Origin of the sequence: Actinomadura monticuli (assembly GCF_041463655.1) — a bacterium.
Lineage (GTDB): Bacteria > Actinomycetota > Actinomycetes > Streptosporangiales > Streptosporangiaceae > Spirillospora > Spirillospora monticuli.
In genome coordinates, this window is record NZ_JAXCEI010000010.1 from 25,387 (window position 1) to 43,512 (window position 18,126).

The 18,126-nt window shown below is 73.0% G+C and carries 17 protein-coding genes and 3 tRNA genes; 11 read left to right on the forward strand and 9 right to left on the reverse strand.

Annotated elements, in window-relative coordinates:
• Nucleotides 1–37 precede the first annotated feature (37 nt).
• Nucleotides 38–1,429, reverse strand: a complete 1,392-nt coding sequence (locus tag SM611_RS22570) for a serine hydrolase domain-containing protein (RefSeq protein ID WP_371951872.1) — start codon at nt 1,427–1,429, stop codon at nt 38–40.
• Nucleotides 1,426–2,547 (reverse strand): 5-methyltetrahydropteroyltriglutamate--homocysteine S-methyltransferase, encoded by a 1,122-nt coding sequence (locus tag SM611_RS22575; RefSeq protein WP_371951873.1) that lies wholly within the window; start codon nt 2,545–2,547, stop codon nt 1,426–1,428. Before SM611_RS22575 ends, SM611_RS22570 begins: the two co-directional genes overlap by 4 nt.
• Nucleotides 2,548–2,756: 209 nt before the next feature.
• Here SM611_RS22575 and SM611_RS22580 point away from each other — a divergent pair, with 209 nt between their 5' ends.
• The 4 genes from SM611_RS22580 to SM611_RS22595 all read left to right on the forward strand — a co-directional run bounded on the left by SM611_RS22580 (nt 2,757) and on the right by SM611_RS22595 (nt 6,882).
• The gene (locus SM611_RS22580) at nt 2,757–3,602 is read left to right on the forward strand and encodes an LLM class F420-dependent oxidoreductase (RefSeq protein ID WP_371951874.1); all 846 of its coding nucleotides are present in this window, start codon (nt 2,757–2,759) and stop codon (nt 3,600–3,602) included.
• Between the two features lie 408 nt (nt 3,603–4,010).
• A complete protein-coding gene (locus SM611_RS22585) occupies nt 4,011–4,580 on the forward strand; it encodes a TerD family protein (RefSeq protein ID WP_371951875.1) in 570 nt (189 codons plus the stop codon).
• 6 nt (nt 4,581–4,586) lie between these two features.
• Complete coding sequence (locus SM611_RS22590; RefSeq protein WP_371951876.1) at nt 4,587–6,209, forward strand: TerD family protein; 1,623 nt, start codon at nt 4,587–4,589, stop codon at nt 6,207–6,209.
• Between the two features lie 67 nt (nt 6,210–6,276).
• On the forward strand, nt 6,277–6,882 hold the full coding sequence (locus SM611_RS22595) for a TetR/AcrR family transcriptional regulator (RefSeq protein ID WP_371951877.1): 606 nt from the start codon (nt 6,277–6,279) through the stop codon (nt 6,880–6,882).
• On the opposite strand, the gene SM611_RS22600 is transcribed toward SM611_RS22595, so the two are convergent.
• From SM611_RS22600 to SM611_RS22625, 6 genes are all read right to left on the reverse strand, one after another.
• Nucleotides 6,876–7,733, reverse strand: coding sequence for a lytic polysaccharide monooxygenase auxiliary activity family 9 protein (locus SM611_RS22600; RefSeq protein WP_371951878.1), 858 nt, complete (start codon nt 7,731–7,733; stop codon nt 6,876–6,878). The two genes, SM611_RS22595 and SM611_RS22600, sit on opposite strands and share 7 nt — an antisense overlap.
• A 331-nt stretch (nt 7,734–8,064) precedes the next feature.
• Nucleotides 8,065–8,136: transfer RNA gene (locus SM611_RS22605), tRNA-Val, on the reverse strand.
• 13 nt (nt 8,137–8,149) lie between these two features.
• Nucleotides 8,150–8,220 (reverse strand) — tRNA-Cys (locus SM611_RS22610).
• Between the two features lie 27 nt (nt 8,221–8,247).
• Nucleotides 8,248–8,320, reverse strand: a tRNA-Gly gene (locus SM611_RS22615).
• A gap of 42 nt (nt 8,321–8,362) precedes the next feature.
• Complete coding sequence (locus SM611_RS22620; protein ID WP_371951879.1) at nt 8,363–9,334, reverse strand: CHAP domain-containing protein; 972 nt, start codon at nt 9,332–9,334, stop codon at nt 8,363–8,365.
• Between the two features lie 156 nt (nt 9,335–9,490).
• Nucleotides 9,491–10,294 carry a universal stress protein gene (locus SM611_RS22625; protein ID WP_371951880.1) on the reverse strand — a complete coding sequence of 268 codons (804 nt, stop codon included), beginning with the start codon at nt 10,292–10,294 and terminating at the stop codon, nt 9,491–9,493.
• Nucleotides 10,295–10,392: 98 nt separating this feature from the next.
• Here SM611_RS22625 and SM611_RS22630 point away from each other — a divergent pair, with 98 nt between their 5' ends.
• Nucleotides 10,393–10,962, forward strand: a complete 570-nt coding sequence (locus SM611_RS22630; protein WP_371951881.1) for a YceI family protein — start codon at nt 10,393–10,395, stop codon at nt 10,960–10,962.
• Between the two features lie 18 nt (nt 10,963–10,980).
• On the opposite strand, the gene SM611_RS22635 is transcribed toward SM611_RS22630, so the two are convergent.
• Nucleotides 10,981–11,742: a maleylpyruvate isomerase family mycothiol-dependent enzyme gene (locus SM611_RS22635; RefSeq protein ID WP_371951882.1), complete on the reverse strand. Its 762-nt coding sequence runs from the start codon at nt 11,740–11,742 to the stop codon at nt 10,981–10,983.
• A gap of 75 nt (nt 11,743–11,817) precedes the next feature.
• On the opposite strand from SM611_RS22635, the gene SM611_RS22640 reads away from it, so the two are divergent.
• From SM611_RS22640 to hypF, 6 genes are all read left to right on the forward strand, one after another.
• Nucleotides 11,818–12,771 carry a MerR family transcriptional regulator gene (locus tag SM611_RS22640; RefSeq protein WP_371951883.1) on the forward strand — a complete coding sequence of 318 codons (954 nt, stop codon included), beginning with the start codon at nt 11,818–11,820 and terminating at the stop codon, nt 12,769–12,771.
• Nucleotides 12,772–12,800: 29 nt separating this feature from the next.
• Nucleotides 12,801–13,880: an LLM class flavin-dependent oxidoreductase gene (locus tag SM611_RS22645; RefSeq protein WP_371951884.1), complete on the forward strand. Its 1,080-nt coding sequence runs from the start codon at nt 12,801–12,803 to the stop codon at nt 13,878–13,880.
• Entirely contained in the window at nt 13,877–14,470 is a 594-nt protein-coding gene (locus tag SM611_RS22650) for an FMN reductase (RefSeq protein ID WP_371951885.1), read from the forward strand. Before SM611_RS22645 ends, SM611_RS22650 begins: the two co-directional genes overlap by 4 nt.
• A 49-nt stretch (nt 14,471–14,519) precedes the next feature.
• On the forward strand, nt 14,520–14,867 hold the full coding sequence (locus SM611_RS22655) for an ArsR/SmtB family transcription factor (RefSeq protein ID WP_371951886.1): 348 nt from the start codon (nt 14,520–14,522) through the stop codon (nt 14,865–14,867).
• Nucleotides 14,864–15,499: an SRPBCC family protein gene (locus SM611_RS22660; RefSeq protein WP_371951887.1), complete on the forward strand. Its 636-nt coding sequence runs from the start codon at nt 14,864–14,866 to the stop codon at nt 15,497–15,499. Before SM611_RS22655 ends, SM611_RS22660 begins: the two co-directional genes overlap by 4 nt.
• Before the next feature lie 88 nt (nt 15,500–15,587).
• Nucleotides 15,588–17,798, forward strand: a complete 2,211-nt coding sequence (hypF, locus tag SM611_RS22665; protein WP_371951888.1) for a carbamoyltransferase HypF — start codon at nt 15,588–15,590, stop codon at nt 17,796–17,798.
• Nucleotides 17,799–18,126: the final 328 nt, after the last annotated feature.

The following is an 18,126-nucleotide window of genomic DNA, read 5'->3' on the forward strand; positions in this document are numbered from 1 at the left end:
AACGTCAGCCTCCGGCCCCATGGCCGTCCCGGCCCGTTCAGGCCACCTTCGGAGTGGCGCGGACGCCGAAGTGCAGGTAGCGCTCGCCGGTCGGGAGGGAGTAGAAGGTGACGGCCATCCAGTGGCCGGTGCCCGGGTCCCGGGCGACGAACAGGTCCTCCTCGACGGGCGCCAGCGGGTACTCCGTGACCGTGTCGGGCACCATAGAGGCCAGCGGGCCGGTCACGGTCGTGCGCAGCACGGGCCCGTCCGCGCCGCGGACCACCTCCAGCAGCGAGCTGGCCCGCTCGTAGACGCCCAGGTGCCGCTCGGCGTCCACCGCGACGGGCTCGTCCGGCGGCCGGAGCGGCGGCGGCGTCGCGACGCCGGCCAGCTCGGCGAAGACCTCCCGGTACAGGTCCTCGTAGAGCCCGTCGGTGTCGCCGCCGTTGGTGAGCAGCACGACGGCGAGGCCCTCGTCCGGCAGCAGCCGCAGGTAGGCGTTCTGCCCGATCGTCGAGCCGTCGTGCCCGATGAGCCGCCGCCCGTCCCAGGTGAGCCGGAACCAGCCGAGGCCCCACGAGTCGCCGAGCGTCCGCGTGTCCGGCAGCTGCGCCTGCTCGGCGGCCATGGCGGCGGCGGACGTCCCGCTCAGCAGCCGCTCCCCGCCGGGCGTCCGGCCGCCGGTCAGGTGCAGCCGCGCGAAGGCGAGCACGTCCGCGGCGGACGAGCCGATCAGCCCGGCCGGGCCGACCGAGCGGGGCAGCTGCCACACCGCGGCCCGCGCCGGCTCGGCCCCCGCGGCGCTCACGTGCCCGACGGCGGCGCGGTGCAGCAGCGCCTCCTCGGGCAGCGTGATCGTGCGCCGCAGGCCGAGCGGCGCGAAGAGCCGCTCGCGCATCGCCGCGTCCCACGTCCGCCCGGTCAGCCTCTCGATCACCCGCCCGGCCAGCGAGAACCCGGAGTTGCAGTACGACCAGGTGGCGCCCAGCGGATGGTTCTGCGCCACGTCCGCCAGGACCGCCGTGTACTTCTCCAGGCAGTCGTCGCCGCGGCCGGTGTCGGTGAACACGTCCCCGTCGATGCCGCTGGTGTGCGTCAGCAGATGCCGCATCGTCACGCGCTTGGCCGTGTCGGGGTCGGTCAGCCGCAGCTCGGGGAGCACCTCGGCGACCGGGGCGTCGAGGGAGAGCAGGCCCTCGTCCACGAGCTGCATCACGACGGTCGTCGTCCACACCTTGGTGATCGACCCGATCTGGAACACCGAGTCGGTCGTCGTCTCCACGCCGGTGTCCCTGTTCAGGACGCCGCAGGCGGCCTCGGCCAGCTCGTCCTCGCCGCCGGGCCGCAGCCGCAGGATGCCGAGCGAGGCGCCGGGCACCCGGCGGCCCGCGGCCAGCGCGGCGAGCCGCCGCCCCCAGTGCGCCGCGTCGATGGGAGGCCGCGTCACCCCCAGATCTCCTCGGCGGTCTCGGCGATGAGGCGCAGCTTCGCCGCCTGCTGCTCGGCGGTCAGCACGTTGCCCTCGACCGTGGAGGAGAACCCGCACTGCGGCGACAGGCAGATCTGCTCCAGCGGCACGAACCGGGACGCCTCGTCGATGCGGCGCTTGAGGTCGTCCTTCGACTCCAGCTCGCCCCGCTTGGTCGTGACCAGCCCGAGCACGACCATCTTGCCCGGCGGGACGAACCGGAGCGGCTCGAACCCACCGGACCTCGCGTCGTCGTACTCCAGGAAGAACCCGTCGACGTCCAGCTCGCCGAACAGCGCCTCGGCGACGAAGTCGTAGCCGCCCTCCGCCGTCCAGGACGAGCGGAAGTTGCCCCGGCACATGTGCGTGGTGACGTTCATGCCCTCGGGACGCTCCGCGATCGCGGCGTTGATCTGCTTGATGTAGCGCAGGTGCAGGTGCTCGGCGTCGTCGCCCCGCTCGCTGATCATGGCGCGCTGCGCGGGGTCGTTGAGGTAGGCGAGGCTGGTGTCGTCCAGCTGCAGGTACCGGCACCCCAGCTCGCCGAGCCGGCGCACCTGCTCGGCGTACGCGGCGGCGAGGTCGGACCAGAACTCCTCGACGTCGGGGTAGACCTCCGGGTCGATGGAGGCGGGCCCGCCCCGGTAGTGCACCATGTTCGGCGACGGGATCGTCAGCTTCGGCGTCACCCCGTTCCCGGCCGTGTCGCGCAGGAACGCGAAGTGGTCGGCGAAGATCGTCTCGTCCAGCCGGACCTTCCCGTGCACCCGCAGCGCCGCCGTGCTGAACTCGATGTCCCCGGCCTCGTTGTGGAACCGCACCTTGATCTTGTCGTCCGCCGGGCTGATCCCGCCGAGCCGGTAGATGAAGTCCATGTGCCAGGACGTGCGGCGGAACTCCCCGTCGGTCGCGGACCGCAGCCCCGCCTCGCGCTGCATGGCGACCACGTCGCGGATGGCGGCGTCCTCCGCCGCGGCGAGCGCCGCGCCGTCGATGCGGCCCTGGGCGTGGTCGTCCCGCGCCGCCAGCAACCCCGGTGGACGCAGGAGGCTGCCGACGTGGTCGGCCCGGAACGGCGGCTCGGTGCGCAGAGACAAGACGTGCTCCTTCCGCGGGAAGAGACCCGGTCCTGCCAATCTATGCACGTCCATAACGACGATCAACGATCTGCCCATAAAGTCATCGGCGCCGCAATCGCCCGGACGGCACGAATCCGTCATTCTCCGTCACGCCCTCCCGACGGTCGTCAGACGCGGGGCGTCGCCGGAGCCGCCGCCCTGATAGAACACGTTCTACTATCGGACGCATGCGCCATGGCATCGTGCTCTTCACCAGTGACCGGGGCATCACGCCCGCAGCCGCGGCGAGGGCCGCCGAGGAGAACGGGTTCCACTCCTTCTACGTGCCCGAGCACACGCACATCCCCATCAAGCGGGAGGCCGCCCACCCCGGCACGGGCGGCGAGGCCCTCCCCGACGACCGCTACATGCGCACGCTCGACCCGTGGGTCTCGCTCGCGTCCGCGGTCACCGTCACGTCCACGATCCGGCTCGCGACGGCCGTGGCGCTGCCGGTGGAGTCCGACCCGATCACGCTGGCCAAGACCATCGCGTCGCTCGACCACCTGTCCGGCGGCCGCGTCACGATCGGCGCCGGCTTCGGCTGGAACACCGACGAGCTCGCCGACCACCACGTCCCCGCCGGCAAGCGCCGGACCGTGCTGCGCGAGTACGTGGAGGCGATGCGCGCGCTGTGGACCGAGGAGCAGGCGTCCTACTCCGGGGAGTTCGTCTCGTTCGGGCCGTCCTGGGCGTGGCCGAAGCCCGTCCAGGCCCGCATCCCGCTGCTGATCGGCGCCGGCGGCGGGCCGAAGACGCTCGCCTGGATCGCCGCGCACGCCGACGGCTGGATGACCACCCCCACCGAGCGGGACATCCTCGACAAGGTCGCCGCCCTCCACACGGCCTGGTCGGACGCGGGTCGCGCCGGCAGTCCGGAGATCTCCGTGCTGGCCTCCATGCGCCCCTCGCCCGAGGACATCGCCGCCTGGGACGAGGCCGGCGTCACCGAGATCATGTGGGGGCTCCCGGACAAGCCCGAGGACGAGGTGCTCGCCTTCCTTTCCCGCCACGCCCGGCGCCTCGGGCTGTAACGCCGTCCGAACGCCGGATCCGTGCGGGAGCGGCCCGCGAGCCGCTCCCGCACGGGACGGTCGGTCAGCCGACCGCGCAGGGGCCCCACCAGCACGGACACGGTGGTGACCAACGCCGCCACCAGCACACCCAAGGCCCTCACACGACCACCGCCTCCCGTTCGCGAGCCGCCCGGCGAAGGTCACCGTGTGTCCGGCCGTGCGCGGCGGACGAAAAACCTTCCATTCGTTTCACCGGCCGCCGGCGGGCGCGGCCGGCCGTCCGCAGTCCGGGAACGAGGTGACAACAGGGCGGGCGGGCTGCAAGGCTTTGCTCGCACCTGGCGGAATCCGCAGCGGGCGGGGTGCGTTCGGGCCGACACGCCCTCGGGGTCGGCGCGGCACTGGGACGGCGAGGAGGCGACGGCTGTGACGGTCTCGATGGTGAAGGGTCAGCGGATCTCGCTGGAGAAGCCCGGCGACGCGCTGAGCATGGTCCGGATGGGCCTCGGCTGGGACGCGGTGAAGAAGAAGGGCTTCTTCGGCTCCCGCGAGCGCGACATCGACCTCGACGCGTCCTGCGTCCTGTTCGCCGACGCGAACCTCGCCGACGTCGTGTACTTCGGCAAGCTCGTCAGCGACGACGGGTCCGTCCGGCACACCGGCGACAACCTGACCGGCGCGGGCGACGGCGACGACGAGTCGGTCATCGTCGACCTGAACCGCCTCCCGGTGCACGTCACCTCACTGGTGTTCACCGTCAGCTCGTTCAACGGCCAGACCTTCAACGAGGTGGAGAACGCGTTCTGCCGGCTGGTCAACGAGAGGGACGGCGGCGAGCTCGCCCGGTACACGCTGACCGGCGGCGGCGCCCACACCGCCATGGTGATGGCCCGGATCTACCGGCACAGCGGCGGCTGGAAGATGAACGCGATCGGCGAGCCCTGCCATGGCCGCACGTTCCAGGACATGCTGCCGACGATCGCCGCCCACGCCTGACCGCCGATGACCGAACTCACCCGCGGCGCCAACGCGGCGCTGCCCGCCCTGCGGGTGACCGCGACCGCGGCCTGCGCCGCGCCCGTGGACGTCAGCGCCCTGCTCGTCGGGCCCGACATGCGCGTCCGCTCCGACGCCGACCTGGTGTTCTTCAACGCCCCCGAGGCGCCGGGCGTCCGCTGGGCGGACGGTGGCGGCCAGCGCGTCGAGCTCGACCTCGCCGCGGTCCCCGCCGGCGTCACCGCGGTCCTGATCGCGGTGAGCCTCACCGGCGCGGTTCCGTTCGGGACGATGCCGCCGCCGCAGGTCCGGCTGGCCGCCGGCGACGGCGGCCCGATCGTCGAATTCACCGTCGCGGGCCTGGGCGAGGAGAAGGCGATCATCGGGCTGGAGGTCTACCGCCGCGCCGGCCGCTGGAAGGTGCGCGCCGTGGGCCAGGGCTACGCGGGCGGCCTGGCCGAACTCGTCGCCGCGCACGGCATAGCGGTCGACGACCCGGGGGATCCGGAGCCGGCGGCGGCCACTCCGCCGCCACCGGCGACTCCGCAGCCCGCCCCGGCGCAGCCCGCCCCGGCGCCGCCGGTTCCGCGCACGGTCCCGCCGCCGCAGCCCCCGCCCGCCAACGAGGTCGACTACCTCGAACGCTGCTGGCTCGTCTGGGAGGACGCGAGCCGCTCCCTGGCCGCCTTCCGCGCCGCCACCGAGCACGCGCTGACCGTCCGCAACGAGGAGATCGCCGGACGCCGCCCCCGCGGGCGCTTCGACGAGCTCATGGCCGCCGCCGACGAGCGCCTCCGCGCCGACGCCAGCCAGCTCCGCGACGAGCTGGCCCGGGTCGAGCCGCACGTCGCCGCGGAGGTCGCGCCGTTCGACGCGCCGTCCTGGCTGACCTGGCGGCCCCGCACCGACCTGGCCGACGGCGTGCTGCTCGGCCGGCTGTCCACCGCCGAGCTGCCCGACCTGCGGATACCGCTCGTCCTGCGGCTGCCGTGGCGGCGCGCCGTGTGGATTTCGCGGGGCACGATGCCGGGCGACTCCACCGCCTACGCCTGGTCCCTCGCCACCCGGTTCCTGGCCGCCGCCCCGCCCGGGCTCGTCGGCCTCGAGGTGATCGACGCGGCGGGCCTGTCCGGCGCGGGCTGGCTGCAGGGCTTCGACCCGGCGACGTCCGCCCGCCTCCTCGGCGGCGGCGTGGCCGTCGGCTCCGGCGCGGCCGAGCGGCTCCGGCGCCTCCTCGACCTGGTCGACCTGCGCCGCATCGGCGGCGGCCAGGACATGCCCGGCGACGGCCCGCCCGTCCGCCTGGCGATCGTCCTCGACGCCGGCGCGGCGCTCGACGGCGAGCACGCGCACCAGCTCCTGCGCCTGGCGGAGGACGGCCCGGCGGCCGGCGTCCCGGTGCTGCTGGTGGAGACCGACACCCCGGCCGCCGAGTCCGTGCGCGCCGTCCGGCTCCGGCAGACGTGCAACAACCTTCCGTCCAGCGAGGACGCCATCGCCGACTCCTGGGTCGGCACCGACTGGACCCTCACCCCGGACGTCCTCGCGGACGCCGCCGCCTCGACCGCCCCGGCCCTGTTCAGCCACGTCCTGGGCCTCCACGCCCGCACCCTCGCCTCGTACGACTAAACGCGATTTGCCGGGATTTGACCCCTTCGTTGCGGAAGGCGGGCTTCGGCTTGCGTACGGTGACGGGATGGCGAGTGCCCTTTCCCGCCGGCAGGTCGTCGAGGTGGCGACCCGGCTGTTCAGCGAACTCGGCTATGACGGAACGTCCCTGCGGCTCATCGCGGACGCCACCGGAACCGCTCCCGCGGCGATCATCGAGGTCGCCGGGGACAAACGCGCGCTCTACCTGGAGGTGGTGCACCTCGCGTTCGACGCCGAGCGCACCATGCTCGAAGACGTCGTGTCCGGCCTCGAACCCGGCCGCGCCGCCCTCCACCGGATCGTCGACGCCTACCTCGACTTCCACGTGGAGAACCCGAACAACCGCTCCCTGTGGGCGCACCGCTGGGTCGACGACGCCGCCGACATCTCCGAACTGGAGGACCGCTACGCCCGCCCGATGCTGACCCTGGCCGCGCGCACGATCCGCGACGCGGTACCCCCGGACGTCGACCCCTACTACCTGCTCGGAACCATGGTCTGGTGCGTGCACGGCTTCCTGGGCTCGGGCATCCTGGAACGCTCCCACGGCATGCGCCGCGCCGACGACCCCAAGGCCGTGGCCTCCTTCCGCCACCACCTCCACGTCCTGATGGACAGACTCCTGGCCCCGCTGCCCGATGCGGGCTACTGACGGGTGCGCATCCGGCGGAGGGCCACGACCGTCCCGCCGATCGCGAGGATCAGCGCCAGCCCGCCGGCGCCGCCCGCTGCCATGAGCAGATCGTCATGCTGGGCGGGCTTCGTAGGGGACGTCCCGGCGACCGGGGTGATCGAGGCGTCCGGTGTCTTCGCGGGCGCGCCCTCGTCCCCGGTCTGCGCGGGCGCGGGCGCGCGGGCCGCCGGCTCCTTGCGGGCGGCGGTGAGGATGACGTCGGAGCAGGAGTAATAGGTGTCGGGCGTGTCCGAGGTCTGCCAGATCGCGTAGATCACATGCCGTCCCACCTTGCCGGGCGGCAGGCGCCCGGCGAAGACGTACGCCCCGTCCCGTCGCGGCGGGTCCTTCACGTCGAGGAACGGCTTCGCTTCCAGCGCCGACCAGGTCAGCGGCCGGGTGGGGCGGTAGCCGTCGCGGGTGACGTACAGCCGGAAGCCGCCGCGATGGGGGATCGACACCCGGTAGCGGAAGGTGTGGCGGGCGGCGGACCTCAGCCTGGTCGCGGGCCAGTCCGCGCGCGGCAGGTCCAGCCCGTGGAACCGCTCGATGCCCGCGCTGCACAGTCGGCCGTCCGGGATCATGCCGCGGTCGCGGCCGCGCACGTCCGGCACCCGCAGCTCGTCCCATTCGGCGAGCGCCGCGCCGCTCACCCGCGCCGCGGCCCGGCAGGCGGCGCTCGCCCGTGCCGCCCCGCGCCCCGGTTCGCAGCCGGTGGCACGGCTCCCCGGATCCTCCAGCGCCCCATGCGCCCTGGCCGGGACGGCCGGAACGACCGTCCCGAGAAGAATTCCGAGCACGGTCACGGCGGCCGGTACGCGTGCGCCCACTCCACTGCCCCTCTGCTAGGAAACGCCCAGCAGTACGCACCCACGAACGCAGGGGTTCACCCCCCGCTCCCGGCCCATCTGATCACCAGTCACATGAACCGGGAGCGGGCGAAGCCGTGGCACTTCGTGCGAGCACCTGTAGATGGGCTGGCTGAACTGGGAGGGGTGAGGCTCAGCGACCCCGTCACGGCGCGGGCCTGCGGGCGGTCGCCTTGGGCGGGAGGGGTGTGGGGGCGAAGCCCTCACAGCGAGGGCCGAGGATTGTCGCCCGGGAAAACACTGCGGGCCCTGGTGAGGCCGCGGGAAGCGGCGAGCACCAGAGCCCGGCTCGTGGGCGATACTGGGATTGAACCAGTGGCCTCTACCGTGTCAAGGTAGCGCTCTCCCACTGAGCTAATCGCCCTTGTGCGTGTGCGAGGTGGAGACGGGATTTGAACCCGTGTACACGGCTTTGCAGGCCGTTGCCTCGCCTCTCGGCCACTCCACCAGAGCGAGGCCTGATGGGGCCTCTCAGAGCGGACGACGGGATTCGAACCCGCGACCCTCACCTTGGCAAGGTGATGCTCTACCAACTGAGCCACGTCCGCGTGCCGGTCCGGGGGTCGCCCCCCGGGCTCGTATGGACAACTCTAGCGGAATCCGGGAGTGCTTGCGTACCGGGCGGCCTCGGAGTCCTCGCTGAGCTCGGCGTGGAGGGTGTTCCAGAAGTCGAGTTCCTTGTCCTCTTCGAGGTGGGCGATGCGGCCCCAGAATTCGCGGTCCTCGGCCTCGTGGGCGGCGGCGAGGGAGAGTGCGGGCATGAGGGTGGTGCCGGCGTCGGCGGCGTCGAGGTCGGCGGGGGTGACGTCGGCGGGGAGGGCGACGGGGGTGGAGGGGCGGTGGTGCTTGCCGCGCTTGCGGACGCGGATGGGCGGCGCGGTGGGGGCCTTGGCGGCGGCGGCGCGGCCGGCGGCGAGGGCGACGGTGCCGCAGAGGATGAAGGCGAGGATGCCGCCGAGGACGACGTCCTGGGCGGGGAGCTGCTCGGCGGCGCCGTTGTGCTCGGCCTCGTGGGTGCTGGTGGAGGTGACCGGGGCGCCGACCTTGTCGACGGTGGGGGCGGGGGCGGCGTGCCGGGGGGTGTACGTGGCCTCGGCCTTGATCTTGGACGGGTAGCCGAAGCCGACGACGGCGTCCATGTCGCGGGTCTTGCGCATGAGCTTGTAGCCGTCGGCGTTGCCTTCGATGGTGTGGAGGGTGCGGCCGTCGACCTTCTCGACGATGCCGACGTGGTCGACCTGGTCGATGTCGCCGGAGCCGCTCCAGTCGTAGAAGACGATGGCGCCGGGCTGGGGGTCGTGGCCCCAGGCGTCGTGTTTCTTGAACCACTTGGCGTGCTCGACGGTGGAGGCGAACTGCCCGGCCTGGTCGATGACGTCGGCCTTGTCGGCGGCCCAGGCGAGGAACATGTCGCACCAGGGGGCGGTGGAGAAGTACTCGTCGTGGTCGCCGTCGACGTTCTTGCGGTACCACTCGCCGAACTTGGTGTAGCCGTCGCCCTTCTCGGTGTAGCCGAGTTCCTTCTTGGCGATGTCGAGCAGCTTCTTGCCGACCGGGTCCATCTCGCTCCCTGCACATGGCTCGTTCGGGCAGGGTGCGCCCGACCGGGGGGACGGAACGCGCCTCGTTCCAATGGTCACGTTCCGATCTCGACGGAATGTAGCCGAGGTAAACGGCGAGCGGCAAGCGGTTCGAGATAAACGGTCAAAACGGACTACTCAGTAGTAGCCACGCGGGAGGACCGTGACCGGACACGGGGCGGCCCGCAGCACTTTGAGGGCGACCTCGCCCAGGAAGACGCGGTGGGCGGCGGCGTCCTCGCTGGACGCGCAGACGAGCAGCTCGCCCTCGGGCCAGTCGACGTCGTCCAGGGCGTCGGCGACGTCGTCGCCCTCGGCGAGCTCGGCGGACACCTCCTCGGGGAGCAGATCGGCGGAGTCCAGGGCGAGGCGGATGGCGAGCGCCAGGTCGTCGCGGAGCGGGTCGGCGGGCACGTCGCCGATGGCGAGGGTGACCAGCCGGAGCGGCACCTCCAGCCGCTCGGCGGCCTGCGAGGCGCGGATGACGGCCTCGTCGCACTGCGGCCGCCGGACGTACATGACGGTGATCCGCCCCAGCTCGTCCGGCGGCGTGTAGCCGGACGGGGTGAGCATCACGGCCTCGGTCGCCGAGTGCAGCAGGTGGTCGGCGGCGGCGCCGACGCCGATGCGGCCACGCGCGCCGCCCTCGGGGGAGCCGACGACGATCAGGTCGGCGCCGATGCGGCTGGCGAGCACGGTGAGCCCGCGCCCGACGCTGCGCCCTTCCTGGACGATCAGGTCGGCGGGCCGGTCGTTCAGGAGGTCGGACAGCTGGTCGAGCACCGCGCGGGCCTCGCCGGCGGCGGCCGGGAGGTCCGGCGGGTGGACGGTCGCCACGCTCAGCCGGCCGCCGGTCAGCGCGACGATGCCGCGGGCGAGGTCGAGCGCCTCCCTGCCGCCCGCGTCGTGGACGTATCCGGCGAGGACGTGTTCACCGATCATGTCCCCGAGCATTCCCCCGCGGCGGCCCGTCAGACCAGGCGGGATTTGAGGTAGTTTCTCCTGATTATCGCTCTTTGGGGGTTCTTATGGGTGCCGAGGTGTCCGACCTCGCAGCCGGCCGCTGGACCATCGATCCGGTCCACTCCGAGATCGCCTTCACGATCCGGCACCTGATGACCACGGTGCGCGGGTCCTTCCCGGACTTCGGCGGCGAGGTCGTGATCGGGGACGACCCGCTCGACTCCACCGCCCGCGCGGAGATCCGGATGGGCTCGATCGACACCCGCAGCCCCGAGCGGGACGAGCACGTCCGCTCCGCCGGCTTCCTGGACGTCCGGCGGCACCCGGTCATGACGTTCACCGGCAGAGGCGTCGGGCGCGCCGCCGCCGGCCGGCGCGCCCGCACGCCCCGCTACCACCTCGACGGCGAGCTGACGATCAGGGGCGTGACCCGCCCGGTCCGGCTGCTCACCGAGTTCCACGGCGTCGGGTCCGACCCCGGGGGCGGGGTTCGGGCGGGCTTCACCGCGACGACCGCCCTCTCCCGCCGCGACTTCGGCATCGCGTTCAACGTCCCGCTGCGGGGAGACCGCGTCATGCTGGGCGACGAGATCACGGTCCGGCTGGAGATCCAGGCCGTCCTCGCCGCGGTGGACGCCCGCGCCTGATCCGCGCGGCGGCCCCGGTCAGACCGCCGTATGGGCCAGCCAGTGGTCCAGAAGCGCCGCGTCACCGGCCACCTTCACGTCCGGGGCGTCGTCCGGGGCGAGCCGCCGGGCGAACACCAGCAGCAGGTCCCGGACGGGCCCGGTGACGGTCATGTCCGCCTCCGCCGCGCGGTCCTCCCAGACCGGCCCGTCCGGCGTGCGGGTGATCAGCCATCCCGGCAGGGACGGCTCGGCCGGACGCAGGCACAGCGTCTCGCCCGTCCCGCGCAGTTCGGCCAGCTCCGGTTTGTGCTCCGCCGCCGTCACCGTCGTCAGCAGCCCGAGGAACTCGGTGATCGCGTCGGCGGCGAGATCGGGCGCCACCGCGAACGGCGTCCCCGCCGCGAGCGCGGCGTCGGCGTGGTGGACGGCGGTCTCGTGCGCCATCCGGCGCAGCCACAGGATCGTCGGCCACGTCCCGAGAAGGGGATGGTCGACCGTCCCGTCCGGGTTCGCGTCGAACGCCCCGATCAGCTCCTCCGCGCCGTCGCGCAGCCAGCCCGGCCAGTCCGCGGGGTCGTCCGGCGCGGTCGCGGGCAGCGTGTTCAGGACGTCCGTCGCACCGGTCCGGACCAGGTGGGTCGCCCACCGGTGGGCCTGGCCGACGTGCCCGACCAGATCGCGCAGCGTCCATTCCGGGCAGGTCGGCACGCGCGCGGACGGGTCGGGGCCCGCGGCGGCCTCGCCGAGCCCGCGGGCCTGCGTGCGCAGCCCCTCCTTCAAGCGTCCCGCGTCCAGCACGGTCGTCTCCTCTCCGCGGTTCCTGTGTGGCACTCGTAAGGTAGGACCTCCAGCCTGCTGGAGGTTCAACTGGATGTGACCGACGACACTTCGCTGGGGATCGGCGACCTGGCGGCGCTGACCGGCGTGTCCGTGCGCACGATCCGCTTCTACTGCGACGAGGGCGTCCTCGAGCCGGGGCGGAGCGCGGGCGGGCACCGCCGGTTCGACCGCTCGGCGGTGGACCGGCTCGGGCTCGTCCGGCGGCTGCGCGCCCTCGGGCTCGGGCTGCCCGCCATCGCCGGCGTCCTCGCCGGGGACCGCTCGCTGGAGGAGGCCGTCGCCGCGGCGCGGCGCGCGGCCGACGCCGAACTGGCCGCGCTCGCCTGGCGCCGCGCCTCGCTCCGCGCCGTCGAGGACGCGGACCCGGCGCAGCGGGCGGCGCGCCTCGACCTGCTCGCCGCCGTCCAGGACGGCCCGGCCGCGCGGGACGTCCTGCTGGAGTTCTGGCGCCGCCGCATCCTCGTCCCGCTGCCGGACGCGGCGGTCCGGGCGTTTCTGGAGGCGAGCGTCCCGGAGCCGCCCGCCGACCCGGCGCCCGAGCAGGTCGTCGCCTATGCCGGGATGGTCGCGGTGGCGAGCGACCGGCCGCTGCTGCGCGGCCTGCGCGCGCTGGGCCGGGTGAACGCCGAGCGGGTGCGGGACGAGCCGACGCTGATCGCCGGCCTCGGCGAGGCGGTCGCGCTGGCCGCTCCGCTGGTGGCCGCGGGCCGCGCGCCGGGCCCCGGCCCCGCCCTCGACCTCTTCGTCGCGGCCCACGCCGCCGGCCGGCGCGCACGCGACACACCGGGCTTCCGGCGTGCTCTGCTGCCCGCCGTCGCGATGGAGCAGGACCCGCGGCTCCGCCGGTACTGGGCGCTGTTCGGCGAGGTCGCCGGCGTGCCCGCCACCGCCGGGACGGTCAATGCCTGGCTGGTCGACGCGCTCGAACGCGACGTCGCCCGAGGGGTCAGGAATACGGTCCCGGCCCGCGCGGTTCCGGTAGAATGATTGAAAGTTCTACTATCTCGGAGGCCGGCATGCAGTTCGGGATCTTCACGGTCGGCGACGTCACGCCCGACCCGACCAGCGGCGCCGTCCCGACCGAGGCCGAGCGGATCAAGGCGATGGTGGCGATCGCGCTCAAGGCCGAGGAGGCCGGGCTGGACGTCTTCGCGACCGGCGAGCACCACAACCCGCCCTTCGTCCCGTCGTCCCCCACGACGATGCTCGGCTACATCGCGGCACGCACCGAGCGGCTCATCCTGTCCACCGCGACCACGCTGATCACCACGAACGACCCGGTGAAGATCGCCGAGGACTTCGCGATGCTCCAGCACCTGGCCGACGGCCGGGTCGACCTCATGATGGGACGCGGCAACACCGGCCCCGTCTACCCGTGGTTCGGCAAGGACATCCGCGACGGCATCCCGCTCGCGATCGAGAACTACCACCTCCTGCACCGGCTCTGGCGCGAGGACGTGGTCGACTGGGAGGGCAGGTTCCGCACCCCGCTGCAGTCGTTCACCTCGACGCCGCGCCCGCTGGACGGGGTCCCGCCGTTCGTCTGGCACGGCTCGATCCGCAGCCCCGAGATCGCCGAGCAGGCCGCCCACTACGGCGACGGCTTCTTCGCCAACCACATCTTCTGGCCCAAGGAGCACTTCCAGCGCCTCATCGGCCTGTACCGGCAGCGTTTCGAGCACTACGGGCACGGCTCCGCCGACCAGGCGATCGTCGGCCTGGGCGGGCAGGTGTTCATGCGGAAGAACTCCCAGGACGCCGTCCGCGAGTTCCGCCCGTACTTCGACAACGCGCCCGTCTACGGGCACGGGCCGTCCCTGGAGGAGTTCACCGCCGAGACGCCGCTCACGGTCGGCAGCCCGCAGCAGGTCATCGAGAAGACCCTCTCGTTCCGCGACCACTTCGGCGACTACCAGCGCCAGCTGTTCCTGATGGACCACGCGGGGCTGCCGCTGAAGACCGTCCTGGAGCAGATCGACATGCTGGGCGAGGAGGTCGTCCCGGTGCTGCGCGAGGAGTTCGAGGCGCTGCGCCCGGCGCACGTCCCGGCCGGCCCGCCGACCCACGCGTCCCGCCTCACCGAGGAGGTCCGATGAGCACCCTCGCGGTGATCTCCGCCGGTCTCGGGCAGCCGTCGTCCACGCGGCTGCTCGCCGACCGGCTCGCCGCCGCGACGGCCGGCGCCCTCGCCGAGGGCGCCGCCGTCGAGACCGTCGAGCTGCGCGACCACGCGCACGCCATCGTGGACGCGACCTTGACCGGCTTCCCCTCCGGGGCGTTCCGCGCCGCCGTCGAGACGGTGACGGGCGCCGACGGCCTCATCGCCGTGACGCCCGTCTTCAACGCCTCCTACAGCGGCCTGTTCAAGACGTTCTTCGACGTCCTGGACCGGGACTCCATGGAGGGCAAGCCGGTGCTGCTGGGCGCCACCGGCGGCACCGAGCGGCATTCGCTGGCCATCGACTACGCCATGCGCCCGCTGCTGGCCTACCTGCGCACGAACGTCGTCCCGACCGGCGTCTACGCGGCGTCCGAGGACTGGGGAAGCGCGGAGACGGGGCTGCCCGACCGCATCGCGCGGGCCGGCGCCGAGCTGGCCGCGCTCATGGAGGCGCGCCCGGCCCCGGCCAAGGACGACCCGTACGAGAACCCCGTCCCCTTCGAGCGGCTCCTCGCCGGACGCTGACGCTTCTTAAGGGTTGGCTTATATAAGCCGAGCCTGTACCTTGGGACGCGTGCACGCGTTCGATGTTCTGGGCGACCCTGTGCGGCGCCGGATTCTGGAGCTGCTCGCCGAGGGCGAGCGGTCGTCCGGCGAGGTGACGGCCGTCGTCCGGGAGGAGTTCGGGATCTCGCAGCCCGCCGTGTCGCAGCATCTGAAGGTGCTGCGCGACAACGGGTTCGCGGTCGTGCGGGCGGTGGGGACGCGCCGGCTCTACGCCGTCGACTCCGCGCCGCTGCGGGAGGTCGACGCCTGGCTCGACCGTTTCCGCCGGTTCTGGACGCCGCATCTGGACGCCCTGGCGACCGAGATCGCCCGCGGCAAGCGCGCACGCCGGAACCATCCAGGGAGCGAGACATGATCGAAGTGAGCGGGCAGATCAACGCGGTACGGCGCAAGGTCGGCGAGCGGGTGCTGGAGGCCGGCACCGCGCGGACGTCGACGATCAGCCAGGTCTACGACACCGGCGTCGACGACCTGTGGGACGCCGTCACCAACCCCGAGCGGATCCCGCGCTGGTTCCTGCCGGTCTCCGGCGACCTCCGGCTCGGCGGCCGCTACCAGTTCGAAGGCAACGCGGGCGGGACGATCGAGACCTGCGACCCGCCCAAGAGCTTCTCCGCCACCTGGGAGTACGGCGGGCAGACGTCCTGGGTCGAGGTCCGGCTGACCCCGGAGCCCGACGGCCGGGCGCGCTTCGAACTGGAGCACATCGCCCACGTCGACGACGGCATGTGGGGCCAGTTCGGCCCGGGCGCCGTCGGCATCGGCTGGGACATGGCGCTCCTCGGCCTGTCCATCCACCTGGCGACCGGCGAGAGCGCCCCCGAGCAGGTCGGCCCCGACTGGGCCGCCACCGACGAGGGCAAGGAGTTCTCCCGGCAGAGCGGCGAGGCCTGGTGCGCGGCGCACGTCGCGTCCGGCGCCGACGAGGCCACCGCCCGCGCCTGCGCCGACCGCACCATCGCCGCCTACACCGGAGCCGAGCAATGACCTCCGGATGGCGGCTGCGCTCCCTCGCATCCCATCTCGCGAGCGCGTAACGCATTCGACTGATCACGCATCGTGACAGAATGGGCGGGTGGACGTCAGGGTCGGCGTCCGCGTCGAGGGTATCGTGCAGGGCGTCGGTTTCCGCCCCTTCGTGCACGGGCTCGCGACCGGCCTCGGGCTGTCAGGGCTGGTCGGCAACGACGCGGGCGGCGTGTTCATCGAGGTCGAGGGCGCACCCGACGCGGTCGGGCGGTTCCTGGACGGGCTGCGCGCGCGCCCGCCGCGGCTCGCCGTCGTCGAGCGCGTCACCACCCGCGAACTCGCGGCGGCGGGCCGCGACGGGTTCGCGATCGTGCGGAGCGAGGCGTCGGGGGAGCGCCGCGCGCTCGTCTCCTGGGACTCCGCGACCTGCGACGACTGCCTGCGGGAAATCGCCGACCCCGCCGACCGCCGCTACCGGTACCCGTTCATCAACTGCACGAACTGCGGGCCGCGCTTCACGATCGTGAAGGACGTCCCGTATGACCGTCCGTCCACGACCATGGCGGGCTTCCCGATGTGCGGGCCGTGCGCGGCGGAGTACGCGGACCCGGCCGACCGGCGGTTCCACGCGCAGCCGGTGTGCTGCCCGTCCTGCGGCCCGTCCCTCACCCTGCTGCCGGACGCCCCGCCCCCCGGCGACCCGCTCACCGCGGCGCGCGACCTGCTCGCCGCCGGGGCCGTGCTCGCGGTGAAGGGCCTCGGCGGCTACCACCTGGCGGCGCGGGCCGCGGCGGAGGACGCGGTCGCCGCGCTCCGCTCGCGCAAGCACCGCGAGGACAAGCCGTTCGCCGTCATGGTCCCCGGCCTGGCCGCCGCACGCGCGCTGTGCGAACTCTCCGAAGCCGAGGAGGCGCTGCTCACCGGTCCGCGCCGCCCGATCGTGCTGGCCCGCCGCCGCCCGGACGCGGCGCTCGCCGCCGCCATCGCACCCGGCAACCGAAACCTCGGCCTCCTGCTGCCCTACACCCCGCTGCATCACCTGCTCGTCACCGAACCGATCGTGCTGACCAGCGGGAACGTCTCGGACGAGCCGATCGCGTACCGGGACGGCGACGCCATGGAACGCCTCCGCGGCATCGCCGACGCCTTCCTGCTCCACGACCGTCCCATCCACGTCAGGACCGACGACTCGGTGGTGCGGGTCTTCCGGGGGCGGACGCTGCCGGTGCGGCGGTCCCGCGGCTACGCGCCGGAGCCCGTGCCGATCCCGAAGGGACCCTCGGTCCTGGCATGCGGAGCCGAGTTGAAGAACACGTTCTGCCTGGCCCGCGACGGCCGCGCCTTCGTCTCCCACCACATAGGCGACCTGGAGAACTACGAGACCTTCCGCGCCTTCGAGGAGGGCATCGAGCACTTCAAGCGGCTCTTCGACACGATCCCGGAACTCGTCGCCCACGACCTGCATCCCGAGTACCTGTCGACCAAATACGCGCTCGTCCAGGATCTGCCGTCGATCGGCGTTCAGCACCACCACGCGCACATCGCGTCCTGCCTGGCCGACAACGGCGCGGACGCGCCGGTGATCGGCGTCGCGTTCGACGGCACCGGATACGGAACGGACGGCACGCTCTGGGGCGGCGAATTCCTCGTCGCCGATCTGCGCGGCTTCGAAAGGGCCGGGCATCTGGAACCCGTCCCGATGCCCGGGGGAGCCGCCGCGATCCGCGAGCCATGGCGGATGGCCGCCGCATACGGCGTACCGGAGGACCTCGCGGTGGCCCGCCGCCCCGATTGGGCCGCCGTTGCGGAATTGGCCGGACGAGGCGTCAACGCGCCACTCACCTCCAGCATGGGCCGCCTATTCGACGCGGTCGCCGCCGTCCTCGGCGTCCGCGACCGCGTCAACTACGAAGGCCAGGCCGCCGTGGAGCTGGAACAACTCGCCGACCCGTCCGACCTCGCCGCATACCCGGTGACCATCACCGGCGAATTCACCGTCATGGGCCGTGACCTCCTGGACGCGGCGGTGGACGACCTCAGGACGGGCGTCCCCGGCCCGACGATCGCGGCCCGATTCCACAACGGCGTCGCGGCCCTCATCGTGGCGGCGGCATCGCGCCTGCGGGAGGAAAGGAACCTCGGCACGGTCGCCCTCTCCGGCGGCGTGTTCCAGAACATGCTCCTCCTGGAACGCGCGGTACAGCGGCTCACCGAGGCGGGTTTCGACGTGCTGACCCACCACCGCGTCCCGCCCAACGACGGCGGCATCAGCCTCGGCCAGGCAGCCATCGCCACGGCCTGGGAGCGGGCCGGATAACTGCCGTGCTCGAGTTGACGCGAGCGAGTTGACGCCGTCTTTCCCGAATGGCCGCCCACCTGCCCGCACGGACGGCATGATCATCAGATGGCGGACGAGGGGGACTGCTCACAAGGACGCGAGCCGCTGTCATGGCGGATACGGCGCTGGGCGGCGCCGCTCGCGATGGCCGTATCGGTCGCGGCGTCCATTGCCGCGGTGCACGTCCTGGCAGATGAAAGGGCTCCGGAAACAGATGCTCACGCGTATGGCCGGCACCCGCGCTTCATTCTCACGGTCGGGCGGCTGGGGAATCACCCGACGGACGGCGGGCCCGAACCGTGGTTGC